The sequence below is a fragment of the Mesorhizobium sp. M1004 genome, from assembly GCF_040318795.1.
GTDB lineage: Bacteria > Pseudomonadota > Alphaproteobacteria > Rhizobiales > Rhizobiaceae > Mesorhizobium.
On the sequence record NZ_JAMYNB010000011.1, the window covers coordinates 112,373 to 137,023 of the forward strand.

Here is a 24,651-nt window from a genome sequence, read left to right on the forward strand (position 1 = left end):
AAATATCGTTTGGCGTTTTCGGCGGGAGGGATCGGTGCGGGCCGAGCAGTCGACATACCACTCGACCCGCGACGCAAGACCGTTTGACCGGCCGCGCCTTTCGTTGAACTGCCGAGCCGGCGGCCAACCGCTGAGAAGTCCGCCGGCTCTTTGCCTTGATCGGACTGACAGGAACGATCGCAGCAATGGGGAGTGAGACGGGCGGTGCGCTTGGCCTCGCCCGTCTCGTCAGTATGGGGGTGAAGGATTCCCGCCATGCTAAAACTATTCGCCTTCACGGCCGACGATGCCGAGGAGCGCTCGGACATCAACTACATCGGCGCGGTGGTCGACACCGGCTGAGGTGACAAGCGCCACCTCTGCGCGCTCGGCAGCCAACAGGTCGGCACTGAGCTTGGCGATCATGGTGTCGCGTTGTTCATCGGACAGCGCGGCCTTGTCGTCGGCGAAGGCGTCAATCTCTGCATCGAGCAGGGAGATCAGCTTGTCGCGGAATGCCCACGCTATAAGCCCGAGCGCATCCGGCGAAGTTACTGCAACTCTGCTGGTGGCGAGGTCTTCGGTCAGCTTGACGTTGGCCGGCGCATGCTTCCAGTGAACGCTCTCGCCATGAGCTAAAGCCGCTCTGAGGCTGGGTGTGCCACGATTGGCGAGAGAGTCGATCTCATGACGGATCTTCGCCTTCACAACGGACGATGGATGCGGTGCGACATAGGCGGCATCGAGGGCGGCCTTGATCTGGTCGATCTCGGCGCGGGCGGCTTCAACGCTGGCGAACTTGACCAGCTTGCCGGTGAAGGCTTCGAACGTCTGCCCGGCAAAGGCACCCCTCAAATTTCCTCGGCCCTCGTCACCAGCTTCCGCATGATCTGAGACTCATGGCCCAGAGCATCGCGACGGCGTGTCAGTTCATCGAACTTCTTCTTTGTATTGTTGAGGCGCACACGGGCATCGGTGACTGAAGCCGCCTCGTCCTCGCCGGCCTGTCTGATCAAGATAGGGCGTATGCCGGTTCTGTTGAGATGGGTCTCTGGGTCGGTCAATGAACGGTAACGAATGTCGGCTTTGGTAAGGTCGATCTGGGCGGCGTTCCAGGTTTCCATCAATGCCCAATATGCCGACTGCCGGTTCTCGGCTTCTTCGCGCATGAAAACAAACGCGGCGCGGGCTTCGGGTGGCAGCATGTCGGCAACGTCGGGAATCTGGCCGAAGCGGTCCGCAATGTCCCTGCCGTAGCGCGGACGATCTGGGTCTTCGTTTAATTTGCCGATGATCCGCTGCCATCCGGGCGCTGCCCGGTCGGCGGCTTCACGCATCATGCGAGAGCTCTCGTCGGCACTGGTAGTGCGGCCGTACATACCGGTGCGGAATGAATCGTCTTTGGCCATGAAGAGTTCCCTTAGTGCGAGTTGGGTTCGTTGAGGCTGAATCTGCGCCTCGAAACGCGATGTCGAAAGGGCATGAAACGCGACAAACGCGATGAGCTACCGGCCACGCAAGTCCCGCAGCTTCTGTCGACTGACCATCCAGCGCCCGCCACGTTTCCCGCCGATGCGCCTGGTTCGACACCACAGTCGCAGGGTGTCCTTCTCCATCTCGAAAATCTGCGCCGCAACGCCAAGTTCGATCATGTCGTCCTCGGGAAACTCTGCGGCCGAGCCCGCGAGATCAGCCTGCATTGCGCGGGCAACTGACAGCGCGCCTTCCAGGCGTTCGATGAGTTCGCTGAGATCGCTCATGGGCGCCACCCGATCGAGCCCGGAACCAAAGTCGATGAGCAAAGTTTCCCTATCGAAGGGCGTTGTAGGTTTTTGGAGAACTCGAAATGAAGACCATCATCCTGGGCGCATTGGCGCTTTGCTTGGCTGCTCCTGCGGTCGCGTCCGCAGAAGAAGGCATCGTCATCCAGACCCAGCGGCATCACCACCGCCATTATTGGGACGACAACAATAACGACCGTGTGGTCATCTATCGGAACGGGCATCGTCTCCATCGCCGCCATCGTGGCGAGCAGGCGTTTTACGACAATGGCGAGCGCGCTTGGCGCCGGCATCATCACCGGTCCAGCGACGTTGTGGTCACCGGATCGATCAACCGTCCGATGCATCACCGCCGTCACGTTGTCATCCAGCAGGACGACAACAGCGATTATGACACCGACTATTGATCGCAGTCTGACAGCCCGGCCTCTCGACTTCGACGGGAGTCGGGCACCGGTGGGAGGGGTTTCGCCATGACGATGCTGTTCCAACCCTTGGACCCGGACGGTCACAAGCGCAGCGAGCTTTACCATGCGGCGTGGTTGTCGATGCTCCAATGTCGTGTGCTGATGCGCTTCGAAAAGGTCGAAGAGGCTGCCGACAAAGTCCAGGCAGCGGCTGAGTTGTTCGCTGAGGCGGCTCGACCCGTCGGAAGCACTCAAACGTTGGGGATGTAGGGCTCTTTATGTGGAAAGTTCTTGGCCTGGAACTTGCTGAACAGCTGAGCCTTCGAATGGTAGAGCGCAGACGGCGGGTCTTGGCGCCTCTTCTCTCCCAAGCCGCTTGCGACGGTCGGTGACGAGTGCAAGCCCTTCCTCATCTTGGTGACGAGTCAAAAAACTCGATTGACGGTCTAAAATCTTAGTTTTGGTTCTTAGTGTTGGTTTGGTTTCTGTCTCTGTCTTCGCATAGGTCTCTGTCTCTATATATCGATACAGTTTCGATACCCTATCCATAGGCTATGCCCCTCTCTGCATGAGACGGGTGTTCAGGAGGCGGCTGCTGAGGTTGGCGACCGTTGGCTCGTTGCCGGCGGTTTCCGCATCCTTGGCATTGAGGGTTGCCTTGCCGATTGGTGTCTCGGCAAACTCGGCCTCCACCCGCTCTTGGAGACGGCCAGATTCGATCCTGGCAATCTGGCCCATGATGCCCTTGCCGAATTTCCAGCTGCCTGCGTTGCCGTGGTGCTTGAACCATCTCAGCACGTAGATCTCGTCGGTGTCGGCATCGAGATCGATTAGGCCCGCATCCACCACCTTGCCCCGGTAATCAAGGAACTTGTCCACCGGCCATTCCAGGTCGGCAGCAGCATAGGCAGGCTTGATCAGTGAGCAGCCGCAATGGTTCTGGTGTGGGCCGCTCAGGAAGTAGTGGAAGAGCGATCGTCCGCTGTCATCCAACGCAAGGTAACGCTTCGAACTGTGAAGCTTGGGGAAGACCATTGTAAACGGGCGTTCGTTGCTCATGCCGCCCTCCCGTAGACAAGCCGGGCAGTGACCAGCGCCACCGGGACGGACATGGGAAAGCGGCGAAGGATGCGAGACGCTTGCAGGCGGGTGAGGCTTTCGGTATTCTCGCCGGTATCGATTGCTGCCAAGCTTTTCGATATTTCCAGCGAGCCGACCTTTGCCGAGGTCGGCTTTGCTGTATCAGGAAGCAACATTGGCGGCCCCCTCGTCGGAGGTATTCGGCCAATCCAAGCGCAAGTTGGCGAGGCGCATCACGCTTACGGCGTCGAGCGCATTGAGGCCAAACCGGCGGCGGATCGCCGCGACGAACGGGCGCTCGCATGTCGATTGATGCTCAGCGAACCAGGCAACGGCCTCTTCGAGATAACCAGCATCAACATGGTCGGTTGTGGGGACATGGCGGGCCATTTATGCGGCCTCCCTGAGTTCAGGGTTGCGGCAGTTGATCGCTATGAAGCGGCGGAGTTCCGGCGTATCGAGGAACCACTCGCACAAAGGATGATGTGAGGTCTTATAGCGCCTGAAGCGCGCATGAACGCGTGCCTCGACCTTGATGTCGCCTGGGATGGTGCCCAGCAACTCGATCGGACGACGACCGCCAGGAGCGGGCCGGATGTATTTTAACTGGTTCAACCGGCCAGGTAGGTTGGCGCTATAGCCGATCTTGATTGTCGGGCCGGATTTCGCGAAGTAGACGACGCTCTCCATTATGCCGCCTCCTCGGACTTCGCCAACATTCGGTCGAAAGCGGCCTTCGGCACCTTGATCAATTTGCCGAGACGAATGGTTGGGATGTCGCCGCGTGCGGCGGCTTCATATGAGGCGTTTCTGCCTAGGCCGAGTTTGGCGCCGGCTTCAGGCACCGTCATTACCAAAACTTCGATGGGGACGTTGATCATGCTTAGCTCCTTTTTAGCTTACAATATGTAAGATAATACGGGAGCGTACTTGACGCGGTCCATAGGGCTGTGCGACAAATTGTAAGACTAATTCAGGAGCAGCATCGAAGTGGCAAGGCGCGGACCCAAACCTAGAACGCAATTCCCTGGCCCTTCGGTGGTGTTTTCGTCCCGGATGGCCCCAGAGTTGAAGCTGGAACTTGAGAAGGCCGCAGCGGCTCGGGGGAGCACAATCTCAGACGAAATTCAGCGACGGCTGCGCAGGACGTTTTCCGACGATGAAAAGATCGCCGACCAGTTCGGTGACAGCCAGACGTATATGATGATGAGGACTATCGCGCTTGCTATCCAATGGAGCGGTGTAGGCGGCATCGCCAGCCACCCGAATTGGCTCAATGATCCGGCGTGGTTCGATCTTGCCGTCAAGACCGTCAATCGGCTGCTGGAAGCAGTCAGACCAGAGGGTGACACCCAGCCCAATGTTAAAGGGCCGGCGTCGAGCGATATCGACGCGGCCTTGGAATACACCCAGAATTTTGTTGCTGGGGCCGTGTGGCGCGACGTGCAAGACGCCGACACCTCAGCGCCGATCAACAAGGGAACGCGGTACGAACACAAGCTGCGGCTGATCAAGGACGAGATTGGCCAAGTTGCCGCGCGTTCGAAAACCAGTCAGGCCGATCTAGTGGAGATGGCCGAACAACTCAAAACAAGAGGAAAGCCCAAAAATGCGCGGTAATCTCACGCGGCGCGGCAAGGCTTCATGGCGCCTTAAATTCGACCTCGGAACGGACCCCGTCACCGGCAAGCGGCTGACCCAATTCGCCACGGTGCGAGGCACGAAGAAGGAGGCCGAAGCCGAGCTTTCGAAGCGCCTCAACCAGATCGACGAAGGCACGTTCATCGAGCGCTCGATGTCCACCGTTGCCGAATATGCGCGTCACTGGTTGAAAGCGATTGCCCCATCCAAGACGTAGGCGAAGACGCTGGAGCGCTATGGTGAGATTGTCGAGCAGCACATTATCCCACAGATCGGCGCCGTTGCCCTGCAGCGGCTCGACGGCACGCGAATTGATCAGTTCTATGAGCATCTGCGCACCGCCGGCCGCCGCGACGGCAAGGGCGGCTTGGCCGCGCAGACAATCCAGCACATCCACCGGCTGCTTTCCCAAATCCTAGGGTCTGCTGTGAAGGCGAGGAAGCTTCGCCAATCACCCATGGCGGCGGTACAAACCACGCCCAAGGTGCGCCGCGAAGAAATCCAGGTGCTTGATGATGACGAGTTGAAGGCTCTCCTAGGCCACCTCAAAGGCCGATCGATCTATATGCCGGTGCTCATGGCGGCATCCACTGGAATGCGCCGTGGCGAGGTGCTGGCGTTGCGCTGGAAGGATATCGACCTCGACCGCGCCACGCTCCAAGTCGTTCAGGTTGTCGAGGAAACGAAGGCCGGCCTCGCGATTAAGGAACCGAAAACCGATCGCAGCCGCCGCACTATCGCCCTGCCCGCCCGTCTGGTGGTCGAGCTCCGCCGGCATCGAAAGGAACTGGCGGAGCATCGTTTGAAGCTTGGCATGGGCAAGGATGAGAAGGATCTGGCTTTCCCGACATGGGACGGTCGAATCCGGACCCCTCGCCCATTCTCGAAAGAGTTCGCGCGAGAAGCCGAAACCGCTGGCGTTCCGCAGGTCACTTTCCATGGCCTCCGGCATACCCATATCACGCACCTGTTGCGCAGCGGCGTTCCTGTGCATGTCGTGTCGGCTCGCGCCGGCCACGCCAATCCGTCAGTCACGCTGAACATCTACGCGCATTTGTTGCCAGGACAGCAGGAAGGCGCCGCTGCGGTGGTTGACGCAGCCATCAATGCCGCTTTACAGGAATGAAGCGCGAACCGGTCGGGAACGCCTTCGGTGCCAATCCGGTGCCAACCGCTCAAAAACGACCGATAGCGATGGTCCTAAGTGATTGAAAAATCACGACGGAGGGATGGCCGAGCGGTTTAAGGCACCGGTCTTGAAAACCGGCGTGGGTGCAAGCCCACCGTGGGTTCGAATCCCACTCCCTCCGCCAGATATTTGGCTATCGCCTTGATAAAGCTATTGTCTTTTGCTCTGCCTTATTCGGTGCCTAACTTGGTGCCTAACGTCTTTAATTAATGACACGCCTCTATGTCGAGGTTTCAACCCGTTTCCCCAAGGCGTCAAACTTCAACCGGACCGTCGTCATTTTACTATCAACATAAATTTCTACCTCGGCACTGCCGTCAGGGTTTACGGTTATAGCGCAACTGCAGTCGCTGTTTTCGACCACTGCCTCCTTGAAGCTGTATTGGTTCAAGGCGGCAATCAACCCGTCTCCTATGGTCGCGAGCACGACAGCGGACTGCAAGAACGTGTCTTCTGAGACACTCTTCAGCTCAACACCGACGTTGCGCCCTTTAAGACTCCCTTTGTCGATCGGAAGCGCGAAGATTATCGTGTTGCCATCGACCTTCGCCTTTTCAAGCGTTTTGAGCATAGATCCCAGTGCGAACGCATCGTCCGCCGGCTCTGCAACCGATGCGGGTTTGGAAGAGTTCTTCCAAGCCTTATAGCGCTCATAAGCTTCCTTTGTCGCGAGAGCGACGGCGGCATTGAAGACAGGCTTCCCGATTTCTATGAGATAATGCCAACCGGCCGAATCAGTGATGACTTGAATGACTTCGTTTGGCCCAGCCAAGCCGGGCAACATCTTAATATGGACGTTTTTTCCGATAGCCCGCTGAGTGTACTCGACTGTCATGGCGGCCGCCCTGGCGGTCTCGACGCTGCCGTACGCGATTGTGATTTCTGGTGCGGTCACGAAGTAACTCCTATGTGATTTGGCTATTAGATTTGAACTCCTTGTCGCTTAATCAAGGCCATGCGCATACCCCTTGCAAAAGCCCGCCACCGTGAGGCAGCGGGCCATGACTCCAATCAGCTTTGAACATTCGGCCGTTCAGGCTACACCGCCCTCCACGGCCTCGACCGCAGCTTCCAAGGCCTCGACCGGCAGAAACGACCAAAGCAGCGCGTCTATGTCCTCGGACTGGAGGTCGCCATATTTGCCTGTGGCGAATTCCATCAAGAACTGGGACTTGACGCGGTGTTCCTCCATGGTGGTGCAACGGTAGGCGCACACTGCGTTTAATGAGTAGCGTTCGGCGTCGCAGGCTTCGTTGCGTTCGTTGATAGCCTGTTCAAGTCCGACAGCGCTGCGTCGCGCGCGCTCTTCCTTGATCAGCCTCTTCAACGTCCGCAAATCGGTCTGCTCGGCCTTGCGAAGCGCAGTGGTCGACTGCTTACCGAGATCAGGCGCCACCTTGGCCAGTGCTGCCAGCTTCTGCTGTTGCTCGGCGTAACGCCGTTTGATTTCGTCGCGTAGATCGGCCTCGACTTCATCGAGGTCCCCGTAACGCAGCGTCCGCGACTGCCCACCACCAATGGACAAGGGAATGAATAGTTCGGCCGTCTTCGGCAGATAGGCGTCTTCTAATTCGGTGGCCACATCGATGGCGGCAATAAAGCGGGCGTAGGCCGCATGCTTCGCCTCGATCAGGCCTTGCAGTTCAGGAGACACTCCGGATGCCTGGGTGCCCCCTGCCCCAGCCCCCTGATTTGCGCCAGCGACAGCCAAGGCGGCCGTAGCAACCGCTGATGACGAAAGAAGCGCGCGACGATCGACATGCTGGTTCATGAAAACCTCCGATGTAGAATTTGACATAGCTGGGCTGGAGCCCGCCCACGCAAACCACCGCACTGGCAGTTTACGAAAGAAGGCATTTGAACGTGCTTCCTGGGGATAACTGGGCATGCCTTCGGCGGCAGCCTGAACAGGTGTGTTCGGCATATTGCAATCTCCTAAGTTGGTTGTCAGCACCAAATCCCTTGCACTAGTAACCATATTTGACATTTGGCTCTTGTCAACACATAGTTGGTTACTGTAACCAATAAATAAGAGATGGAGACAAGACGTGCTTACAACCGGAAACCAATTGAGAGCAGCCCGCGCCTTGGCCGATCTGGAGCAACGCGACGTTGCCCAGATAACCGGCATTAGCATCAACACCATTCGGAATATGGAATCGTCAGGAAGCAACGCAATCTCGGGTCGCTCTGAGAACGTGCTTAACGTGCAACGCGCTCTTGAAGAGGCTGGCGTTGATTTCCTGAATCACGGCGCGCCAGGAGTGCGTATGCGCCTTGTGCAATGGAGACGCACCACTGATGGACAACTTCCACCGATGGGGACCGAAGTGCTGGCGAATTACATGATTGGGAAGGTTCAGACACAACGCGCAACCTTCGATCGTGCGAACAGAACCTGGACCTTCTTGCGGACCGGTATGGTGGTGCCCGAGAACCAGGTCTTCCAATGGGCTCCTGCCCCTTGGAATTATCGCGATTCGGATTGGCTCGAAGAATGACCGAGAATACTCCCCGAGCCCGCATGTCGGCCGCGCGCCGACAAACCATCTTCACCGAGCATTGCACCGGCCACAACATCGCGCCTTGCTGTCTATATGGCCAGCCGATCCGCCGCAATGACCGCTAGATGATCAAACAGCCGGCGTTTCGTTCGACTGGCGCCGCAGGCGCTATGTTCCGAAATTCAGAGACTTGGACCCTTCGAAGGCCCCGTCCCGTTCCATTGAATAAAGGCGACTTCCTTGCCGGGCCTATCCTCGAAATCTCTCTGTGTGCCAGACGACCTTACCATCGATTTTCATCGGCTTGTGGATCATTAGGCGCTTAGGCAGGTGTTCGGGATGCACCTCCAGCAAAGTGATTTTGATCTGCGGCTTACACCGGTTGCAGTCGAACTTGAGCTTCAAGGGATCGACGCCGCCGCCATAGACCATCATCAGGTCTGCGGACCGGCAGTAGCGGACATTGCCGCAACTGCACTCCGCCTTCACGAGCATGTTGTGCCGGGTCGCCTTGCCCAGCGTATCGATCGGGTCGTGCGCCATGAGAACAGAAAAGGAACAAATTCCTTGAACGTCAAGACGGATTGTGGAATCTTTTCGCTATGAGCGACGAACCGTCACGACTTGCCGAAGGCATGATAGCGGTCCCGCGCGAGGGCCGGCGGGTCGACAATCATGTCTGCGAGCATCGCGACTGCGGCAAAGATGCGGGCTTCGGCTTCGCTCGACCGCGCCAAGGCTCGCACTGGTTTTGCTTCGAGCACCGCAGCGAAGGCGAGCGATATCTTGCTGGAGCAGGAAGGCACCAATGAGACCCGCCCGACCTTCGGAGGAGAACTCTAAAGCGGGTCCGGCCGCGTAGCAGCTTTTTGACGCTGTTTTTCCATGAGCCTGCTCCGCAACCCTAAGCGGTTTGCGGCAACAAGGTTCCCGGACCTCCGTCTCACCATCTGCCTTGTCGGCTAGTCCTTTATCGCGTCCGCGACGCTATTGTTTTCGCGCTGACGTTGACGAAGGCGCTTCAGCAATTCGCGTGAGGCTTGGATCGCCCTGCGCGATTGATCCATGCTCTGGCGAAACGTGGCGCGTTCCTCCATGGAGTTCTGCCACCTCAGCAAGGTGGCCGCATTCGCAGTTGCCGCTTGAGCGATATCTTTGGGCGTTGCAACCATCGCATCCTCCCAATAAGGCAATGGTAAACGCCACATTAATAAGCCCGCCGAAGCCTCTCTGCAATTGAAAAGAATTGTCCGATTTGTACCAGTTTCCCCCACCTGCACGCCGCGCGGCCGGTTGCCTGAAAAAAAGCCCCTAGATGGTGGAACCATCGTCCCCGGTGCGAGTTCGTTTTTTTCCATGGAACAGGATCGGCCTAGCGAGATCACGCCGCATCAAGAAATGTTGGCGCGTGCTATCGCTAGAGAAACCGGCATCACTCTTGATCAAGCATGCCTTCTCATCAAACTTATCGGCACCGACCGAAACTCGCTCTTGCGGCAAGCGCTGGCATTGCAAACGCGGCGTTGATTTAGGTTCGTTGAAGCGCCTAGCTCTCCTAATCACTTCGGATAAGATCCTGGTAAAGCGAGAAGGTATACGAAGCTCCGCCAAACGGTGAGTGTGGCTCGCAACAAATTTGCGTCAGGCTTCACGGAAGCTCTTGAAGAGATTGCCGAGCGCAAAGACCATACCCCGCGGTTGGGCATGGCCGGTGCAGTTGGGGGTGCTTGTGGGGGCTTAACCGCACCGGCCACGGCGGGAAGATATGAGGCCCCCCGCGCTGGCCAAGATATAGGCATATTAGCAACCGAGCAAATTATCTCGCATTGTCACCTTGAAGGTTCAACCGCAAAGCCAACTTAGTTCCGGGAGAATGGGCGGAATTGGTGAACGCGATGTCGAACCCCGGTAGCAGTGAGCATCTTTGGGTTTTGGACCTTGCCGACCTGCGCAAGGAGTTTGGAAAGTTCGTTCAAGAGCACGGGACAACGCCTCTTGAGTGGGACGAACACACCAAGCTGTTCCTTGAAGAACGAAGGGAACGCCGCCGGGAACCGGATCCTTCCCAGCCGTTGGGGATTGGCTAGGCTAGTCGTCGCGATCATCAGCCGCCCTTGCGTCCGCCGGCGGACGACAGAGACGTCGCAACCAGCCATGGAATAATCGGCCATCACCAGGCACTGAGGTTACCCAGCCGCAGGAGGGTCCTGAAGCCGCACAACTCTGTCGAGATGCAGGCGTATCCGCTGGCCCTCCGCAAAGGACAGCGCGAAGGATTCAAAGCCGAATGAGCGTGTAATTTCCTGGTCGGCCTCAATGATGCGGACGACCCATTCGCCACTGGCTCCGACCACTTCCACGCAAGGCGTGGCCTTGCGGATTGGCACCACGTCGCCCACCACATCCCCCTATGAAAGGTGGATGTTGAACCCTCGTAGCCGGGATTTCAATAACAAATGCTTGTTCGGAATCGGACGAACCATCCTGGATGGGCAGTACGAAGTTGGGCGAATGGCAAACCTGTCACGCCACCTCAGTCAGGCGAACCCTCCGGGGAACCTCCCGTGAGATAGCCTCTGCTTCAGGTCGTTGGCATTCAGGATGCCTGCCAGCTCTTCGGCATACTCCATATCGGGAAGGTCGACAGATGGGTGGCCCGCTACAATAGCCGGCAGCCCGGTGAACACGTCGAACACCGTCAACGTCCCATCCGGTTCCCGCCTTACGTCGTACCGCAGTGTTGCCATGAGGGGTTATATAGTCGACCCATTAGGGGTTGGGAATATTTGGACCACAGAGGCTCGGGATGCAGAGCGATGATTTTGCTGCTGTGAAGATTGCCGATCTCGTCGACCGAGATCAGGCGGTTCAACTGCGATCGAATTCTATGGGCTGGAAGCGGCGACCGCCGTGGCGCACTGCGCTTTGGAGGCACATTTCGACGGCCGAGCGGATGACTACCGCTTTTGGTGCGATGTCTTTCACCAACTGAGAAGACCAAACTAGCGGAACTTTTGCCGCGGAATCGTGTTCGTTCGAGCATGACCAGAATAGCCGACCTTGGACCGCCTAAGCCCGGCAAGCCACACCAACCGCAGGACTGGGACGATCGATTTCACGCATGCCCCATCTGCGGCCAGCAGGTGGACCGACGCGACTTCCGCCAGGTCATGTGGCACGAGCAACCGGACCACGAGCCGCTGGAAATGGATCAGTGAGGTAGGAACAACTTGGACCGCCAGCCAGAAGCCGCCCGCCATGAACAAAAGGATTGCGAAGGCGACCGAGAGCAACTCATGGCATTCACCCTAGCTCGCTCCTGATCTTTCAATCAGCCCGATTTCAAACTATGTTCTCCCCATGTCGAGGAACACCATCCTTCAGCTCATTGCGGCAGTGATCACCATAGCGGTCTTGGCCGGCCTGTATCAGGGACTGGACTGGTTCTTGAGCAAAACAACGACAGATTTCATGGTAGGGGTGCTGGTCGGCGCCGCTCTGATCTTTGCGGTTTGGTTCATATCCGAGCGCCAAGAGCGCCGCTCAGGGGTGGTTGACGGCGGTCGGCCCGCTGAGCATCAGCGCGCGAGTCACACGATCGATCTGTGACTGCTGAAGCGGCGAGCCTCGCCCAGCCTTCATCAATGCATCGAGCACTGCGCTTTGCTGTGGGCCGCTTGTGAGGGCGCGGGCCATATCCGATATCGCTTTGTCGTTGCCGCCGTTTCGCAGCGCATCGATCACGCTCTCTACGGCCCGCGTCCCCGCCGCACGAGCCGCCCCCCGTGCGCCCCCTGCAATGAACCCCTCACGCACACCGAAGCCGCCGCCGCTGCTGGGATCGATTGCCTCTCGTGCAGCGACGCGAGCCGCCGTTTCCGAGTTGCGGCTGACGATGTTCGAAGTGTCGGCAAAGAGCTTTTCGCGGTCCAGCAGGTCGATGATGGCGCTGGCCTTATCGCTACCAAATAGCGTTGAGAGACGAGCCCTGTTCCAGTCGCCCTCGCCCTTGATCAGCCGCTGAAGCGCAACCCGGTCGTTGGCGTTGGTTCCCACGATCCGCTCGATTTCGGCTCGCGCACCCTCGCGAAGACGCACCGGCACAGCCGACGGTCCCACCTGCATGCCTTGCGGCAACGCACCCTGCCGGAACTCGGTCGCCAGTTCGTCGGGGCGCGGTGCCTCACGCCCGCTGGAAAGCACGGTCTGACCGCGCTGCACACCTTCCTTTTGCCTGGCGAGTTCGGCGTATTTCGCGTCAACTTCTTTGATGCCGGGAACCGACGCGCGAAGCTCGTCATCCACGGCTTGGCGGGCGGTAGTCAGCGCGTTAACCGCATTGGTCCCCTGCGTCGTCTCAAGCATGTCGTCAATGGCGTGTCGGGTGTTAAGCAACTCGCCAGCATCGTTGACCAGCGTCGTGCCAGGCGCGGGCTGCCCGTTGGCGCGGGCTCGGGTAACTTCTGCCGGCGTCGGCTGATGATCCAACATCGCGCGGACGCGCTGAATGAGCTTCTGAGGTTCACCGCGTAGTGTCTGGGCTTCGGTTTCGAGGTAGCGGGCAATCGGCAATGTGTCGACGGGACCGGCATCGCGCAAAGCTTCGCGATACTCTGGCGCCAGAAGCTGTTGATTGCGGTTGGCCCGATCGATGATGCGCGAAGGCGTAGGAGCTTCGCCAAGCGTGTCGTCCAGTGCGGAACGGATACGCCAGTTTGCATCGGCATCACGTGCGCCGATGGCGCCGCGAACGACTGCTTTGCCCTCCCCTGGTGTGGCGGCGATGGCACCAGCCGTATGCCGGAGGTTTGGACCCAGATCCATCAGCATGCCGTCCTTTCCGATCAGAGCCAGCGCACCGGGCTCTACCGCGTCCTGCCGCACAGCACTCGCCAAGACTTTCGCAGCGCTCTTATCGAGACCAAGTGCCTTCGCGACCGCGCTAAGGTTCACACTGTCCGCAATAGCTTTTACGCCGCGCCCGACAAGTGGAGCGACAATCGGAGCCGCCAAGCCGAGCCCGCCGCCGATCAAGCCGCCTTTGATTGACTCTCTCGCATCGCCACCAGACCGTACCGCAGAATCTGCTCCGTTGATGACGGCGCCAGAAAGAGCGCCCATGCCAAACTTGCCCAGATTAGTTGCAGCTCCGATGCCGAAAGCTCCAGGTGCCGCCGCCATTGCTGGGATAGTACCCGCGACAGCGCCGCTTACCTGAGAAGCCCGGTCGAGCTTCGGGTTCATCGACTTTTCGGCAATGGTGCCGGCTTGAATGCGCTTCAAAACCTGATCATAGGTCTCATCAGACATTCCGGCGATTGTTGCCGCCGCAGCACGTTCGACGCCTCCCCGGATCATGGGGCCAACGATCGGGATGCCCTCCAGAATACCGCCTGAACCGGTGCGAATTTTGCTTGTGGCGTCATCGCCCTCGATCTTGCCGGTGAGCGGGTTGAAGCCGGGCTCCATCGGAAGCGCAGGAACGCCAGGCGGCTGACTTGTCGCCGGGTCGATGCCCGCGCTCGCTCGTCGCTCCTCCGGAGAAAGCGCGTGGTTCCGTTGCGCAACAGCCAGCCCAGCCTTCGCACGGGCGTCTGCATCTGCAAGCCCGCCCGGATCGACGCCGCCGGCCGGCAGCGACTTTGCAATCTCTTCGACGGCCGAGTTTTGCTGTTCCGGCGTCATCGACAGAAAGGCGTCGTCGACCTGGACCTTGTGTCCTTGAATGTTGAGCGTTGCCATTAGGGTTCAAGGCTCCATTTCAGGCCGTTGCTCGTAGTCCCGGCATTGCCACTGCCGTTCGGCGCCGCGCCTTGGCCAGTGCCGTTCTTGATCGCTTCGACCATTGCTCGGACCCGTGCCAGCTTGTCGTCGACAGACTCTTTCGCCTCGCCCGGCTTGGGCGTGAGAATGGCCGCCTGGTTTTCCACTTCGGCAGGCGCCGCGGTGGCACCCGACACGCTGTAGAGGTAGGAAGCAATGATGGTCTTCAGCGAGTTCGAGGCGCGCTGATAGTCCTTCGATTTCAGATAGTCGGCGCCATAGTCCGAGCCATACGGAACGGCTGAAAGCGCCTGATCCTTCACGTTGGTCAGAGCCGCGAAATTGTCCTCAACAATCTTCAGCTCTGGCTCGACGACCGAATACAGCTTGGCGTCACGCTGCTGCTGCTCGTTCGCCGGCTTCACCTTCGGGCCGGTCAGCGGCACAATCCCTGCATTCGAGCCTGGAGGCGGATTGGCGGCGCGCGGGCTAACAGGAGCGGGCGCGGCAGGCGCTGGGGCCGATGGAACCGGGACAGGAGCAGGAACAGCCACAGGAGGCGCGCCAGGCTGCGGGGCGGCCTGTTGCGCTCCCGATGGCGGCGCTTGCGGCGGAACGATAGGCTGCGGAGCCTGTCCTGGCATCTGGGCAACAATGCCTTGCGGGGTCAGGAACATCATTTCCCCGTTCGGGCCGGTGATCGTCTTGCCGGCGGCGATCTGGGCCGCTTGCTCGCGCGTCACCTTGTTGTTGTTGACCAGCCAGTTGAGTGCCTGGGCATCGACCGCGTTGCCCTTGAACATGTTCCCCTCACCGCCCCCCGGCGCTGCCGCAACGGCCTTCGTCTCGCCGGTGCGCTTGTTGTACAGCGTCCCATCCTCGAGCTTTTCCCAATCGGTCTGCTGGCCGGTGTAGACGGCTTGGTGTGTCTTGGGGTCGACCAGTGAGCCACCGACTTCAATCAGCTTCTCCTGATCGGCCTGAAGCTTGCGCTCGTCGAAATCGAGACGCGCCTGTTCGGCCGGCGTCATCTGCGGATTTTTGAGCCGTTCTGTCTCGATGCGGGTCTTCTCCATATCGAGCCGGTCTTTCTCCATCGAAAGTTGCGTTGCAGGATCTGCAGCCGCCATTTTCTGCTTCAGCAGCATGCCGACAACGCCGCGTTGTTCCGGGCTGAGACGCGGGTCGGTGGCCGCCCGCATGAGCTGCTGAACGGTCGGGCCGCCGCCGGCTACCTGAACGCTTCCGCCGTTTGCCGCGCTTGCTCCGGTGTTGACCGGAATCCATCCGAAATCACCCGTCGCGCCAGCCATGCCCTTGGTCTCGGCGTACTGGTAGGTTTTGCCATCCGGTCCTGTCTTGATGTCTCCCGGAGCGGGTGCACCAGCAGGAGCGCCAAGCATCGGACCGCCTCCGCCGTCCGCTGAACGAGGGGACTGGACGCGAGGCGCTGGCGTCGGCACAGGAACACCGGACAGGGCTTGCGCGGGGGTCTGCTGCGGTCCAGTGGCCGCAGGAGCGGCAAGCGCGCTGGTGACCGCGCCACCGGGCGCTACGGGAATGCCCGCCGCCGGGTCAAGGCTTGCCACTTGCACAGGATCTGCAGGCGCACCGCTGAACTGCGAGGCAAACGAGTTGGCGAGCGCGATCCGGCGCCCTGCTTCGCCGCCTGGTCGATCGTAGCCGGCGAACTTCCAGGCGTTGTTCATCATCTGCTGCGCTTCAGCCGGGCTCTTGGCCGCGTTCAGCCGATCGATCAGCGTTGGGTCTTCCTGAAGAAAGAACTGCGCTTGAAGTTGCGGTGACGGCCGGTCTGGGTCACCGCCATTTGCAGCGGCGAACTTCTTCATGTTGGCGAGACGTTCGGCGCGCCAGGACATGATACCGCCGGCCGCGCCTGCCTGCCCGCTCTGGCTCGGGTCGGACCAGGATCTGAAAACATTGCCCGGCGAAAAACCGCTTTCCGCCTTGCCCGTTGCCGCGACGGCCGCCAACGCGTTCGGATTGGTGATCTTGCCCTTTACCGTATCCATGAAGCCCGAATAGATATCGTTGCCAGACAGGTCGGGAGCCGGCCCGGCAGAACCGCCAAGGCCCGGCGACGCGGCCGAAGTCTCAGCCGGTCCAAGTGCCGCAGACGTGGCATCTCCAGAGCCGCCACCGCCGAACAATGCGGAGAAAATGCTATCGCCGCCCTTCCGCCAATTGGCTTCCGCCTTGGTGGCGCGACTGTCGGCCATACGATAGCCAAGCGCCTCGCCGATCGCCGAGAGGCCTTGTCCGAGCGTCTTCGGCGCCGCCGGCCCACGAAGTGCTTCGGCAATGGCCCGGAGACGGGCAAGGTCTTCCGGCGTCTTGACGCCAGTGTCCCCGCCGAAAATGAAAGACGGCTGCGCGCTCATGCCAAAGCCCTTTCGTAATCGACGACATCAAAGCCGTTGATTCGCGTCACCGCGTACGGCCGATAGTGGCGAACTTCGTCCGCCATGACGCCGGTCTGAGCATCATCGCCCCACAGATATTCGAAGACGTATTTCGTCAGGCCGTTGGCATAAGTGCCGATCGCCCGAATGTTCTTTTTCAAGCGACGGTCGGAGAATTTGATCAGGTTGGCGCCGAGGCCGAACAGGCCGCCCATCATATCGTTGCTGCTTGCCTGGTCCTGCTGCCATGCCTGCATCCTCTGATCATAGTTCTTGTTGATCAGCCCGGCAGTGTCAGTGGTCGGGATGGTCGGCATGTTGGCGTTGACGAAATTCGGCTGGCTGACCTGTGAGCCGGACAGCAATGCCGTCAGGTTGTTGATCGGCGCCGAGTTCTGAGCCAGGGCCTCTTGCACGGCCTGACCGCGACCCGACAGCAGCAGCGAGTTGTAAGCGTCATTCTCGCCCTGATTTTGGGTGTTCTGGGCTTGCGCATAGTTGTCCGAACCGGGACGAATGCCACGGTTGATCAGGTCGGCCTCGTTCGCCGACCGGCGCGCATCCAGCGCTGGCTGCAGACGCTTCATGCCGAGGTCCATCAGGCGCGCCTCTGTCGCGTCGTTCGACAGGTCGACCGGCTTGGCCAGGAAGTCATTCAGGAACGCTGACTGAGAGCTGGCGAGCTTGCTCATGTTCAGCTTGGCGGAATCGGACTGCGCCTTGATGGCCTGCTGTTCGGGCGAAAGCGTCTGGGTCGCCGTGTAGCGCGGAATTTCGTAGCTCTGCCCGGTGTACGGGTCTTTCTGGATATATGTGCCGCTCTGTGTATAGGTCAGACTGCCGTCAGGCGTGACCTGATTGACGTTCCCAAGGTTCGCGTTGGCGATAGCCGTTGAAACGTTCGTTCCGGTCGACGCTGCTGCGGTTTCCTTGGGATCTGGCGGCTTCGGAGCGGATGGAGCGCACATGTTCAGGTCTCCTGCAGAAAATAGGTCATGGCGATTGCGGAACGCTTGAATCCGACGCGCTCGCACATTTTTGCAACGCGCAGATCGGTGGCGATGGTGACGTGCGCCCGGATACAGCCGCGCGTTTTGAGCTCGGCCAGGATGTGCTTGGTGAACCGGCGGCCGATGCCGTTGCGATGATCCGGCCGAATGTAAATCGTGTCTTCCATCGCAATGAGTTCGCTGTTGTGCATGTCCTGCGTGATCCAGATGAAGGCATAGCCGACAGCCTCACCCTCTTTCCTGACCACGAAGCAAAGCAGATGGTCGGCGGTGCCGTAGACGTTCAGACGCGGCTTGAAAGCACCGATGGTCATCTCTTCGGCGGCCATGCGTGCCTGCATCTCGCCGTAATGACGGCTGCACAACGGCTCCAGCTCCGGCCAGGCTGCATTAAAATTCTCGACGATGATGGCGTAGTCAGACAACGATGCCTCCAATCTCAAAGGTCACGTCGAGCTGAACGAACTCTGTCACCGGCCGCTGGTTGAGAAAGCCAGTGATCTGAAGTTGCGGCTGCATGACGTAGCCGGTCTTGCCGATAGACAACCACTGACCGCCGCCGATCGACGGCGTTGGCGCGGGCTGATCCCAAAGCATCACGTCCCACTGGCCGGAATCCCAGAGGTCAGCAGTGCCGCCATCAGCAGCGACCGGAGCCGGCGGCAGCGATACCGAATAATTGACCGAGAACGATATCTGCGAACTGTAGGGTGTTGCGCTGAGAAAGGTCGGCCGCGCCTGGTGCACGGTCTTTAGAGCACCCAGCGACTTCATGTGATCGGGATTGCCTACATAGGTGTAATAGATCGGCAGGCCGTTATCGTTGCCGTTGATCTCGCCCTCCATCACCAGCCCGTCATTCGTACCGAAGAAAAGCCGGCTGTCGTGCAGCTCAAGACAGCGCGTTTCCCAACCGACAAACTTGCACCAGGCGCCCGTTTCGAGGTTGACGACGAACGACCACGGCGACTGACCCAGCGCGGTGACCGGCAATGAGACAATGGCGTAGTTCATGTCCGGCCATTTGATGATTTCCCAAGGCAGGGAAAGCCGAGCTGCGGCCTCGCGCTTCCAATCCGGCTCGATATTGCGCGAGATGGCCGCCAACGACAGCGCCGCTGCATCCTTGTTGATCGCAGCGGATATTGGAACAAGACCCTCAGTCGTCGCAACGATCAGGTCGCCGCCGGCTCGCATGATGCCGCGCTTACCCATCGGCGCGGTCAGGTCATAGCGGCCGACAAGGTTCCATTCCGCCGCCGTAGCGCCGGCAGGATTGGAGCCCTCGAAAATTGCGGCCTCGCCTTCGGTGGTGATAAACACGCATTTGTCGTCGATGCCGTCGCCAGCATCGAGCGACCACGTTGCGCCGAACAGCAGCGAGCCGCCGCGCTGGAAGATGCCCGACAGGTTCAGCGAGCCCAAGGCGCCGGTCACGCTGTCGACGCCGAGATACTTGGCGCGCATCGTGCCGCCTTCAATGAAGAACAGCCGGTTGCGGTACAGCCAGACGTGCGACAGGCGCGACGTAGCAAGGCCGGTGATAGCCGCCGAGATCTGGACCACGCCAGCAGGGATATCCGCCTTGGCAGAGCCGGCAATTGAGCCGGTGACTGTCTCGTTGTCCTGGAACGTGCCGGTGATCGACTGGATGTAAAGCGAACCGGTTGCGCCGTTATCGATGGACTTGACCACAGTCGCAGTCGCGCCGCTTGTGCCGCCGGTGATGGTCTGGCCTGAGACGTAGTTGACAGTCTGGGTGTCGAAATTTAGCCGATAGGTTGCGAGCCCGTTGACGGCCGACCAGTCGAAGGTCGTGCTGTAGAGCTGAAGAAAATCCGTGCCATTGACCGCGACCACGTAGGAATCCCCTGACGTGGTGAAATTGACATAGGAGTAATACCCCGAGGTCTGTCCGCTCACCGATGCTGCTGGCGGAACGGTCGGGCTGGCCGGCGAGGTCACGTCGCGGATTGTGGTAGCATCGCAAGCCCAGATTTTCTTCGTGCCGCCGGCATTGTAAGCGATGAAACTTTCCACCGGCGCGCTGCCGATCCTCGCCCGCTTGACCGAGCCGCCGCGCATCACGATGCCCGTCGACGTGGCAAGCCAGTTTTCAAGCGTCTGGGCAGAGAATGGCTTTGACTTCACCAGGCTCTGGTTAGTGACCCACCCGGCGACCGGCGCACCAAAGGTGTACGGCTGAGCCCTCGCCGCTGCCTGGACCGGAACGGCTTTGCGGCGGCCGGGAAAGCGTTCGGCCCTCACGGGGCACCTGTTACCGTTCCAGGCCATGCGACGTTGCGGCCACGCCAGCTAAGCGGCGGCTGGCCCGAAACGACAGGCTTCGAACCGGGATCTTTGTCGATCTCCCGAAGCTTCAGGATTTCGAAGTCGTCGAACGCCTGCTGATAGGCCAGACCCTTGTTCTGCTTCCATCGGTAGATGATGGCGAGCTTCAGCAGCCGTTCGGACAGCCGGAAGGTGTCGGCGTCTTCCGTGAACATGGTCTTCAGCGAGGCATTCGATGCCGATACAAGCTTGTTCGAGACGTAGAAGAATTTGACCGTCTCAGCCGTCGCCATAATCGGCCACTGGTGAAGCTGGCTGCCGAACATGATCCAGTAGCCGTTGACCGTAGCGACAGGCGTCACCTGAAGCTCAATCCACTGGTCAGGGCTGGTGAGATGGTTGGTTGCCCACAGCCAGCGGGACGACCAGAGCGACGATGTTTTCTGCATCCGCTCGTAGTCGTCCGGAAGGTCAAAAGCGTCGGCCAGGCCATCGCCGGTGTAGGTCTTCAGGATCAGCAGCTTTTGCCAGTCAAAGGCGTCCGCGATTTCGGCCGCCATGACATTGGCAAGCTCCTGCATCTCGACCATTTCGCGCGTGGTGGCGCCGTAGACCAGCGTCGGCACGTCGAGGCCGAGGACAGTCGCAGCACCCTTCACCACGTCGATAATTGCCATCAGGCAGCGTCCTTGGCCTTTGCCTTGGGCTGGGTGCGCTCTTCCAGCAATGCTTCCATGGCGGCCATGCGTTCCGCCATCTGCTCGATAATCGCGTCCTTCTCGGCTTCGCGCTCCGCTGCCTTGGCAACGTCGGTGTTTTCGAGAAACAGCTTTGCCTGCTTGCGCATCTCGCGCATGCTCGGCAAACGCACCTTTTCAAGCTGGCCGTCTGTCAGGTCGCGAACTTCTTCGACCGTCCGAATGCCCGACTGCCGCAGAACTTCGGCCTGTTCGACCGTCACGCCAGACCACGCGGCCAAGGCCATGCCGTTGATCGGGATATCCTGGCCCTTCTTGAAGGCCTCGTAGGCTGGCTGGATCTGCATCCAGCGCGCGGTCATGAACTTCAGCTTTTCGCCTTCCTGGTCCTCGCCCATCTTGGTGGGGTCGGGGAGCATCAGCCGAACGCGTTCGGTCGTCTTGGTGTTCAGCGGCGAATGGCTGGGCGAATACGTCACCCAATCTTCCGCCTGAAGCTCGAGAATGCGGCGACCGCTCTTGTCGAGCTTGTAGCCCTTATGGTCGCAACTCTCGTTCACCGGGTCGCCAATGACCGGCAGCTTTTCGTAGCTGGTCTTGAAGCCCATCACCCGGATCATCGGTTCGGTATTCGACATTCGTTGTCTCCTGAAAACGCGACGAGCGCCGCGGCGTCGTTACTGGTTGATGACTTCGAGAAGTTGGGGAAACTCGTCGTGCAGCGCGGCCCACCCGGCTTCAGAAAGATTTTCGGCCTTCGCCAGATCAGCGGCGCGCCGATGCTCTCCGCCATTCCAGAGGCGACGGAACTGCGGAAAGATGCCTGCCTGCGTGTCGATCGCCAAGGCGTCTTCGGTTTTGTCGTTCTTGCTGGCCATGCCTGGAACTCCTGTTCAGTGAGAGGGGATAAGCGGGCCGCCCGAAGGAGGCCCGCTCTGTCGTCAGTACGGGAAGGCGCACATGATGATTTTCGATGCCGAGAGGATCGAATAGGCGCAGACCGTTTCGGTGACGGCGGCGGCAACCTTTAGGGTGCCATCGGTGGTCACCGACAGGGCCAGGGCCTGGCCGGACGCGCCGGAAACCAGAGCCGTGTTGAGCGTGGCCGGTCCCTTGACCTGGATCCAGCCATATTCGCCGTTACCGGGAGCACCGGCCAGCACGCCAGCACCATTCGCCGCCGTGTCGGACACGTCCGAGGTCACTTCATTGGTGACGCCGGTCGAAGTGCCGCCCGGAGCGTAGAAGCCGACCACGTTCCCCGTGACGGCGGCGACAGCACCGGCGCCCTGGTTGTATTTGACGAACCGGTAGGTCTTGCCGTCGAACGACTCGTAAAGGTCGTTGACCTTCGGAGCCTTGCCCGATTCCGTGCCGGTCAACTGAGCGGCAGTGAACGTCTTGGTGACGTCGATACCAACAAAAGAAGTCATGGTTTTCGCTCCTTATGCCGCGTCAAACAGGACGCCCTGAAGCGACCGATTCGAGCAGACGAGGTTGCCCATCCAGTAGAACGGGATGACAACAGCATCCTGGTTGACCGGCTTCTTCTCGTCGTCCTGGGTCCACTGCGCCTCCTTGTGCTGGTCGACGTAGAGGTAGTCCGAGTTGATGAAGTAGCCCTTCTCGGCCGTGGTCGTGAAATTCGTGTTGTCGTCGAAAATCACGTCTGCGGTCTTGTACTTCAGCCCGATGAAACCGGACTGAGCCATGTCGGCGTCCATGTACCGCTGCAGCTGCTGCTCGCCGATTTCATACAGCGAGTAGAAGTCGTGGCTGAACGTGATCAGGTCGGGCTTGTCGACGCCGCGCGTAAGCGAGAGCCAGAGCCTGTTCATGTCGGCCTTGAACGAAATGGCATTAGCGGCCGAAGGCGTTGCGGCAAGGTTGGTGCCGGTGGCCTCCAGGAACTTGTTGCGCCAGAACGTCCACGTTGCGGAGTCGATGCCGCCCACCGTCCCCTGACCGTTGGTCTGCAGGATATTGGCAAGACCGCCGATCTGGTTGGACAGCGAACCGTCCGAATAGAGGTCGACGGAAAAGTTGTTGGCGGCGGTTTTCAGGGCATTGCCCTTCTTCGTCTTGACCAGGTTGATCATCGCGAACTTGCCGCTGTTCTGGCGAAGCTCCTTGCCGCTCGAAACGACATGCAGCGCAACCTGCGCCCAATCGAATTTCGCGGACGTGACGACATCCGAGCCGTTGGTGTTCAGCGTGTCGAGGCCGGCGTAACGCTGATAGGTGCTGTTTTCCGCGTATTCGAGCTGCACCTGAATTTCGGTGCCGCCGTCGAGATTGCGGATCTTGTTTTTCTTCTTCAGCCGGTTGAGGAAGGCGTTGTTCTTCGAAACGTTGTCCGCCACTTCCGTCGCGCTGTTGCGAAGGGTGGTGGACACCATTTCCGTGAAGGTGGTCGACGGACCAGGCATGGTGGTTAACCTTTTTGATTACGCTCGTAGACAGCGGCCAGCTCTTCGTCTTCGGTGAGAGCGCGGCCTTTGCCCGAGGCTGTTGATGGAATGTTCACGGCGGCGGCTCGACGAGCGCCTTCGACCTTCGCGGCGCCATTGGTAGCGGCTGGCTTTGCAGCGGCTGCCTTGGCCCTCAGATCGGGATCGGCGTTGACGGCCATGTCGTAAGCCAGACCGAAAACGGCCTCTTTCGAGGCGGCATCGCCGAGCTTCCTTCGCGCCTTGTGGATCGCTTCAACCATGTCCACTTCAGGAATTTCCGAGTAGAGCGGCTTGTCGGATGACAAGCGGGTCAACTCTTCGGCGGCCGACTGGTGGTCGCTCCGCTCCTGAAGCTTCAGGTTTATGCGGTCATCGATCGTGGCGGGGTTATGCGCAGATGCAAGCATCTGCCTAAGCCCGGCGATTTCCTGCCGCAATTCGCTTTCGCCCTGCTGGACGGTCTGACCGAAGGCCGCGGCGATTTTGTCGCGCACCCCGTAGCGGTCGACGATGTTCAAAATGGTCTGGACCGGGTTGGCGTCCATATCGTTCTGGACGTTGAAAAGGTACTCGACAGCCTGGGCCGGCGTGACGACCTTGCCGTCGGCCAGCTTCTTGCCCGTGTTCGGGTCGAAGTATTTCCCGTTCTTCTCGAAAATCTCCTGGAGCGGCTTGTAGCCCGAAAGCTGCCGGCCGTGATCGGAAAGCCTGCCCTGCAATTCCTGCTCGCGGGCGGCGACAAAGGCGCGGATTTCAGCCGGGGTCTTCTCCCATGCTCCCTTGACGACATCAGCGCCCTGAAGGCCCTTCCAGTTGTCAGGAAGGGAAACCGCACCAGCGCCAGGCGTCAGACCGTCGCCGGCCGGTTCCCCGCCTTCACCGCCTTTCGGCGATGCTGTCTCGCGCTCCGGGCTCGCGAACTTGCCGCCCTCGCGCTCGGCGCCGTTGTCGCGCTCGTTCTTGTTCCAAATATCTTCAAGCGCTGAATCGTCGGCTACGTTGTCGTTCGACGTATCGGCGACGATTGCACCGGGAACGGGTGCGGCTTCAGCTACTGCCGCAAGTTGAGCGCTCATCGAAATTCCTCTGACACCTGGAGGCCGCGTTTCTTGCAAAACTCGGCGTTGCGAAATTTGCCCTTGGTCGGGGAAAGGCTCGGCTCATAATCGACGCAATTGTGTTTCTTCAGGTCATCCCGGCGCTGCGAACGAGAGCCGATCAGCGCGCCGTCGATCGGCGAGCGGTATTCAGGGATGTCGGAAATCACGTGCGGCATGGTGATCTTGCCGGCAAAAGGCTTCTCCATCGGCGCACCAGTCTGCCGATCTACGAAGATGCCGTCTCGGAATACGTACCGCGCCATTTTCAGTCCCGGTTTCAGGCTGAGCGGATGGTGCGGGCAGTCGGTGCGAAAAGATTAGCCGTTTGGAA

The 24,651-nt window shown here is 59.8% G+C and carries 34 protein-coding genes and 1 tRNA gene; 8 read left to right on the forward strand and 27 right to left on the reverse strand.

Going from position 1 to position 24,651, the window contains the following annotated elements:
• Positions 1–264: 264 nt before the first annotated feature.
• The 3 genes from NKH54_RS22625 to NKH54_RS22635 all read right to left on the reverse strand — a co-directional run bounded on the left by NKH54_RS22625 (position 265) and on the right by NKH54_RS22635 (position 1,739).
• Positions 265–834, reverse strand: a complete 570-nt coding sequence (locus NKH54_RS22625) for a hypothetical protein (RefSeq protein ID WP_353028915.1) — start codon at positions 832–834, stop codon at positions 265–267.
• Entirely contained in the window at positions 831–1,388 is a 558-nt protein-coding gene (locus NKH54_RS22630; RefSeq protein WP_353028916.1) for a hypothetical protein, read from the reverse strand. Before NKH54_RS22630 ends, NKH54_RS22625 begins: the two co-directional genes overlap by 4 nt.
• A gap of 96 nt (positions 1,389–1,484) precedes the next feature.
• Positions 1,485–1,739, reverse strand: coding sequence for a hypothetical protein (locus tag NKH54_RS22635; RefSeq protein WP_353028917.1), 255 nt, complete (start codon positions 1,737–1,739; stop codon positions 1,485–1,487).
• An 86-nt stretch (positions 1,740–1,825) separates the two neighbouring features.
• On the opposite strand from NKH54_RS22635, the gene NKH54_RS22640 reads away from it, so the two are divergent.
• Positions 1,826–2,167: a hypothetical protein gene (locus NKH54_RS22640; RefSeq protein WP_353028918.1), complete on the forward strand. Its 342-nt coding sequence runs from the start codon at positions 1,826–1,828 to the stop codon at positions 2,165–2,167.
• Positions 2,168–2,233: 66 nt separating this feature from the next.
• Entirely contained in the window at positions 2,234–2,437 is a 204-nt protein-coding gene (locus tag NKH54_RS22645; RefSeq protein WP_353028919.1) for a hypothetical protein, read from the forward strand.
• A gap of 282 nt (positions 2,438–2,719) precedes the next feature.
• Here the strand turns inward: NKH54_RS22645 and NKH54_RS22650 are convergent, their stop codons facing one another.
• From NKH54_RS22650 to NKH54_RS22670, 5 genes are read right to left on the reverse strand one after another with little or no spacing between them, the layout of a single operon-like run.
• The gene (locus NKH54_RS22650) at positions 2,720–3,226 is read right to left on the reverse strand and encodes a hypothetical protein (protein WP_353028920.1); all 507 of its coding nucleotides are present in this window, start codon (positions 3,224–3,226) and stop codon (positions 2,720–2,722) included.
• Entirely contained in the window at positions 3,223–3,423 is a 201-nt protein-coding gene (locus NKH54_RS22655; protein ID WP_353028921.1) for a hypothetical protein, read from the reverse strand. Before NKH54_RS22655 ends, NKH54_RS22650 begins: the two co-directional genes overlap by 4 nt.
• A complete protein-coding gene (locus tag NKH54_RS22660) occupies positions 3,410–3,637 on the reverse strand; it encodes a hypothetical protein (protein ID WP_353028922.1) in 228 nt (75 codons plus the stop codon). The genes NKH54_RS22655 and NKH54_RS22660 overlap by 14 nt, the downstream gene beginning before the upstream one ends.
• Positions 3,638–3,937 carry a GIY-YIG nuclease family protein gene (locus NKH54_RS22665; protein ID WP_353028923.1) on the reverse strand — a complete coding sequence of 100 codons (300 nt, stop codon included), beginning with the start codon at positions 3,935–3,937 and terminating at the stop codon, positions 3,638–3,640. It lies immediately after the preceding gene.
• Positions 3,937–4,128: a helix-turn-helix domain-containing protein gene (locus NKH54_RS22670; protein ID WP_353028924.1), complete on the reverse strand. Its 192-nt coding sequence runs from the start codon at positions 4,126–4,128 to the stop codon at positions 3,937–3,939. The genes NKH54_RS22665 and NKH54_RS22670 overlap by 1 nt, the downstream gene beginning before the upstream one ends.
• A gap of 187 nt (positions 4,129–4,315) precedes the next feature.
• Here NKH54_RS22670 and NKH54_RS22675 point away from each other — a divergent pair, with 187 nt between their 5' ends.
• The gene (locus tag NKH54_RS22675) at positions 4,316–4,867 is read left to right on the forward strand and encodes a hypothetical protein (protein WP_353028925.1); all 552 of its coding nucleotides are present in this window, start codon (positions 4,316–4,318) and stop codon (positions 4,865–4,867) included.
• Positions 4,868–4,889: 22 nt separating this feature from the next.
• Here NKH54_RS22675 and NKH54_RS22680 read toward each other — a convergent pair whose 3' ends face one another.
• Positions 4,890–5,285 carry a hypothetical protein gene (locus NKH54_RS22680; RefSeq protein ID WP_353028926.1) on the reverse strand — a complete coding sequence of 132 codons (396 nt, stop codon included), beginning with the start codon at positions 5,283–5,285 and terminating at the stop codon, positions 4,890–4,892.
• Here NKH54_RS22680 and NKH54_RS22685 point away from each other — a divergent pair.
• Together NKH54_RS22685 and NKH54_RS22690 are read left to right on the forward strand one after the other, a co-directional pair.
• Positions 5,256–6,014: a tyrosine-type recombinase/integrase gene (locus NKH54_RS22685; protein ID WP_353028927.1), complete on the forward strand. Its 759-nt coding sequence runs from the start codon at positions 5,256–5,258 to the stop codon at positions 6,012–6,014. The two genes, NKH54_RS22680 and NKH54_RS22685, sit on opposite strands and share 30 nt — an antisense overlap.
• Positions 6,015–6,111: 97 nt before the next feature.
• Positions 6,112–6,201: transfer RNA gene (locus NKH54_RS22690), tRNA-Ser, on the forward strand.
• Between the two features lie 96 nt (positions 6,202–6,297).
• On the opposite strand, the gene NKH54_RS22695 is transcribed toward NKH54_RS22690, so the two are convergent.
• Both NKH54_RS22695 and NKH54_RS22700 read right to left on the reverse strand, forming a co-directional pair.
• The gene (locus tag NKH54_RS22695; protein ID WP_353028928.1) at positions 6,298–6,972 is read right to left on the reverse strand and encodes a hypothetical protein; all 675 of its coding nucleotides are present in this window, start codon (positions 6,970–6,972) and stop codon (positions 6,298–6,300) included.
• Between the two features lie 138 nt (positions 6,973–7,110).
• A complete protein-coding gene (locus NKH54_RS22700) occupies positions 7,111–7,848 on the reverse strand; it encodes a hypothetical protein (protein ID WP_353028929.1) in 738 nt (245 codons plus the stop codon).
• A gap of 277 nt (positions 7,849–8,125) precedes the next feature.
• Between NKH54_RS22700 and NKH54_RS22705 the strand changes: the two genes are divergently transcribed.
• Positions 8,126–8,578 (forward strand): helix-turn-helix domain-containing protein, encoded by a 453-nt coding sequence (locus NKH54_RS22705; RefSeq protein WP_353028930.1) that lies wholly within the window; start codon positions 8,126–8,128, stop codon positions 8,576–8,578.
• A gap of 252 nt (positions 8,579–8,830) precedes the next feature.
• Here the strand turns inward: NKH54_RS22705 and NKH54_RS22710 are convergent, their stop codons facing one another.
• Entirely contained in the window at positions 8,831–9,124 is a 294-nt protein-coding gene (locus NKH54_RS22710) for a hypothetical protein (protein WP_031249298.1), read from the reverse strand.
• Between the two features lie 132 nt (positions 9,125–9,256).
• On the opposite strand from NKH54_RS22710, the gene NKH54_RS22715 reads away from it, so the two are divergent.
• Positions 9,257–9,424, forward strand: a complete 168-nt coding sequence (locus NKH54_RS22715) for a hypothetical protein (protein WP_353028931.1) — start codon at positions 9,257–9,259, stop codon at positions 9,422–9,424.
• Positions 9,425–9,543: 119 nt separating this feature from the next.
• Here the strand turns inward: NKH54_RS22715 and NKH54_RS22720 are convergent, their stop codons facing one another.
• The 3 genes from NKH54_RS22720 to NKH54_RS22730 form a co-directional block, all read right to left on the reverse strand.
• Entirely contained in the window at positions 9,544–9,939 is a 396-nt protein-coding gene (locus NKH54_RS22720) for a hypothetical protein (RefSeq protein WP_353028932.1), read from the reverse strand.
• A gap of 828 nt (positions 9,940–10,767) precedes the next feature.
• On the reverse strand, positions 10,768–10,980 hold the full coding sequence (locus tag NKH54_RS22725) for a hypothetical protein (RefSeq protein ID WP_353028933.1): 213 nt from the start codon (positions 10,978–10,980) through the stop codon (positions 10,768–10,770).
• Positions 10,981–11,118: 138 nt separating this feature from the next.
• Complete coding sequence (locus tag NKH54_RS22730; protein ID WP_352653851.1) at positions 11,119–11,283, reverse strand: hypothetical protein; 165 nt, start codon at positions 11,281–11,283, stop codon at positions 11,119–11,121.
• A 175-nt stretch (positions 11,284–11,458) separates the two neighbouring features.
• On the opposite strand from NKH54_RS22730, the gene NKH54_RS32530 reads away from it, so the two are divergent.
• Entirely contained in the window at positions 11,459–11,587 is a 129-nt protein-coding gene (locus NKH54_RS32530) for a Y4oE-related protein (RefSeq protein WP_502907565.1), read from the forward strand.
• Positions 11,588–12,124: 537 nt separating this feature from the next.
• Here the strand turns inward: NKH54_RS32530 and NKH54_RS22735 are convergent.
• The 12 genes from NKH54_RS22735 to NKH54_RS22790 form a co-directional block, all read right to left on the reverse strand.
• Positions 12,125–14,323, reverse strand: a complete 2,199-nt coding sequence (locus tag NKH54_RS22735) for a hypothetical protein (RefSeq protein WP_353028934.1) — start codon at positions 14,321–14,323, stop codon at positions 12,125–12,127.
• Positions 14,323–16,746 carry a phage tail tip lysozyme gene (locus NKH54_RS22740; RefSeq protein ID WP_353028935.1) on the reverse strand — a complete coding sequence of 808 codons (2,424 nt, stop codon included), beginning with the start codon at positions 16,744–16,746 and terminating at the stop codon, positions 14,323–14,325. The genes NKH54_RS22735 and NKH54_RS22740 overlap by 1 nt, the downstream gene beginning before the upstream one ends.
• Positions 16,743–17,735, reverse strand: coding sequence for a tail fiber domain-containing protein (locus NKH54_RS22745; protein WP_353028936.1), 993 nt, complete (start codon positions 17,733–17,735; stop codon positions 16,743–16,745). Before NKH54_RS22745 ends, NKH54_RS22740 begins: the two co-directional genes overlap by 4 nt.
• A 2-nt stretch (positions 17,736–17,737) precedes the next feature.
• On the reverse strand, positions 17,738–18,202 hold the full coding sequence (locus NKH54_RS22750; protein WP_353028937.1) for a GNAT family N-acetyltransferase: 465 nt from the start codon (positions 18,200–18,202) through the stop codon (positions 17,738–17,740).
• On the reverse strand, positions 18,195–19,928 hold the full coding sequence (locus NKH54_RS22755; protein WP_353028938.1) for a hypothetical protein: 1,734 nt from the start codon (positions 19,926–19,928) through the stop codon (positions 18,195–18,197). Before NKH54_RS22755 ends, NKH54_RS22750 begins: the two co-directional genes overlap by 8 nt.
• Before the next feature lie 113 nt (positions 19,929–20,041).
• Positions 20,042–20,746: a hypothetical protein gene (locus NKH54_RS22760; RefSeq protein WP_353028939.1), complete on the reverse strand. Its 705-nt coding sequence runs from the start codon at positions 20,744–20,746 to the stop codon at positions 20,042–20,044.
• A complete protein-coding gene (locus tag NKH54_RS22765; protein ID WP_353028940.1) occupies positions 20,746–21,405 on the reverse strand; it encodes a hypothetical protein in 660 nt (219 codons plus the stop codon). Before NKH54_RS22765 ends, NKH54_RS22760 begins: the two co-directional genes overlap by 1 nt.
• A 39-nt stretch (positions 21,406–21,444) precedes the next feature.
• Positions 21,445–21,645 carry a hypothetical protein gene (locus NKH54_RS22770; RefSeq protein ID WP_353028941.1) on the reverse strand — a complete coding sequence of 67 codons (201 nt, stop codon included), beginning with the start codon at positions 21,643–21,645 and terminating at the stop codon, positions 21,445–21,447.
• Between the two features lie 63 nt (positions 21,646–21,708).
• A complete protein-coding gene (locus NKH54_RS22775; RefSeq protein ID WP_353028942.1) occupies positions 21,709–22,200 on the reverse strand; it encodes a hypothetical protein in 492 nt (163 codons plus the stop codon).
• Between the two features lie 12 nt (positions 22,201–22,212).
• Positions 22,213–23,196 carry a phage major capsid protein gene (locus tag NKH54_RS22780; RefSeq protein WP_353028943.1) on the reverse strand — a complete coding sequence of 328 codons (984 nt, stop codon included), beginning with the start codon at positions 23,194–23,196 and terminating at the stop codon, positions 22,213–22,215.
• A 5-nt stretch (positions 23,197–23,201) separates the two neighbouring features.
• A complete protein-coding gene (locus NKH54_RS22785; protein ID WP_353028944.1) occupies positions 23,202–24,296 on the reverse strand; it encodes a hypothetical protein in 1,095 nt (364 codons plus the stop codon).
• Positions 24,293–24,583, reverse strand: coding sequence for a hypothetical protein (locus NKH54_RS22790; RefSeq protein ID WP_353028945.1), 291 nt, complete (start codon positions 24,581–24,583; stop codon positions 24,293–24,295). The genes NKH54_RS22785 and NKH54_RS22790 overlap by 4 nt, the downstream gene beginning before the upstream one ends.
• Positions 24,584–24,651: the final 68 nt, after the last annotated feature.

Excerpts from the sequence above, each read along its gene's own strand:
- NKH54_RS22650 (WP_353028920.1), bottom strand. The coding sequence starts at position 3,226 with ATGAGCAACGAACGCCCGTTTACAATGGTCTTCCCCAAGCTTCACAGT.
- NKH54_RS22770 (WP_353028941.1), bottom strand. The coding sequence starts at position 21,645 with ATGGCCAGCAAGAACGACAAAACCGAAGACGCCTTGGCGATCGACACG.
- NKH54_RS22655 (WP_353028921.1), bottom strand. The coding sequence starts at position 3,423 with ATGTTGCTTCCTGATACAGCAAAGCCGACCTCGGCAAAGGTCGGCTCG.
- NKH54_RS22710 (WP_031249298.1), bottom strand. The coding sequence starts at position 9,124 with ATGGCGCACGACCCGATCGATACGCTGGGCAAGGCGACCCGGCACAAC.
- NKH54_RS22640 (WP_353028918.1), top strand. The coding sequence starts at position 1,826 with ATGAAGACCATCATCCTGGGCGCATTGGCGCTTTGCTTGGCTGCTCCT.
- NKH54_RS22635 (WP_353028917.1), bottom strand. The coding sequence starts at position 1,739 with ATGAGCGATCTCAGCGAACTCATCGAACGCCTGGAAGGCGCGCTGTCA.
- NKH54_RS22785 (WP_353028944.1), bottom strand. The coding sequence starts at position 24,296 with ATGAGCGCTCAACTTGCGGCAGTAGCTGAAGCCGCACCCGTTCCCGGT.
- NKH54_RS22715 (WP_353028931.1), top strand. The coding sequence starts at position 9,257 with ATGTCTGCGAGCATCGCGACTGCGGCAAAGATGCGGGCTTCGGCTTCG.
- NKH54_RS22630 (WP_353028916.1), bottom strand. The coding sequence starts at position 1,388 with ATGGCCAAAGACGATTCATTCCGCACCGGTATGTACGGCCGCACTACC.
- NKH54_RS22645 (WP_353028919.1), top strand. The coding sequence starts at position 2,234 with ATGACGATGCTGTTCCAACCCTTGGACCCGGACGGTCACAAGCGCAGC.
- NKH54_RS22790 (WP_353028945.1), bottom strand. The coding sequence starts at position 24,583 with ATGGCGCGGTACGTATTCCGAGACGGCATCTTCGTAGATCGGCAGACT.
- NKH54_RS22700 (WP_353028929.1), bottom strand. The coding sequence starts at position 7,848 with ATGAACCAGCATGTCGATCGTCGCGCGCTTCTTTCGTCATCAGCGGTT.
- NKH54_RS22665 (WP_353028923.1), bottom strand. The coding sequence starts at position 3,937 with ATGGAGAGCGTCGTCTACTTCGCGAAATCCGGCCCGACAATCAAGATC.
- NKH54_RS22735 (WP_353028934.1), bottom strand. The coding sequence starts at position 14,323 with ATGGCAACGCTCAACATTCAAGGACACAAGGTCCAGGTCGACGACGCC.
- NKH54_RS22765 (WP_353028940.1), bottom strand. The coding sequence starts at position 21,405 with ATGTCGAATACCGAACCGATGATCCGGGTGATGGGCTTCAAGACCAGC.
- NKH54_RS22660 (WP_353028922.1), bottom strand. The coding sequence starts at position 3,637 with ATGGCCCGCCATGTCCCCACAACCGACCATGTTGATGCTGGTTATCTC.
- NKH54_RS22775 (WP_353028942.1), bottom strand. The coding sequence starts at position 22,200 with ATGACTTCTTTTGTTGGTATCGACGTCACCAAGACGTTCACTGCCGCT.
- NKH54_RS22720 (WP_353028932.1), bottom strand. The coding sequence starts at position 9,939 with ATGGAAAAAAACGAACTCGCACCGGGGACGATGGTTCCACCATCTAGG.
- NKH54_RS22780 (WP_353028943.1), bottom strand. The coding sequence starts at position 23,196 with ATGCCTGGTCCGTCGACCACCTTCACGGAAATGGTGTCCACCACCCTT.
- NKH54_RS22740 (WP_353028935.1), bottom strand. The coding sequence starts at position 16,746 with ATGAGCGCGCAGCCGTCTTTCATTTTCGGCGGGGACACTGGCGTCAAG.
- NKH54_RS22760 (WP_353028939.1), bottom strand. The coding sequence starts at position 20,746 with ATGGCAATTATCGACGTGGTGAAGGGTGCTGCGACTGTCCTCGGCCTC.
- NKH54_RS22745 (WP_353028936.1), bottom strand. The coding sequence starts at position 17,735 with ATGTGCGCTCCATCCGCTCCGAAGCCGCCAGATCCCAAGGAAACCGCA.
- NKH54_RS22670 (WP_353028924.1), bottom strand. The coding sequence starts at position 4,128 with ATGATCAACGTCCCCATCGAAGTTTTGGTAATGACGGTGCCTGAAGCC.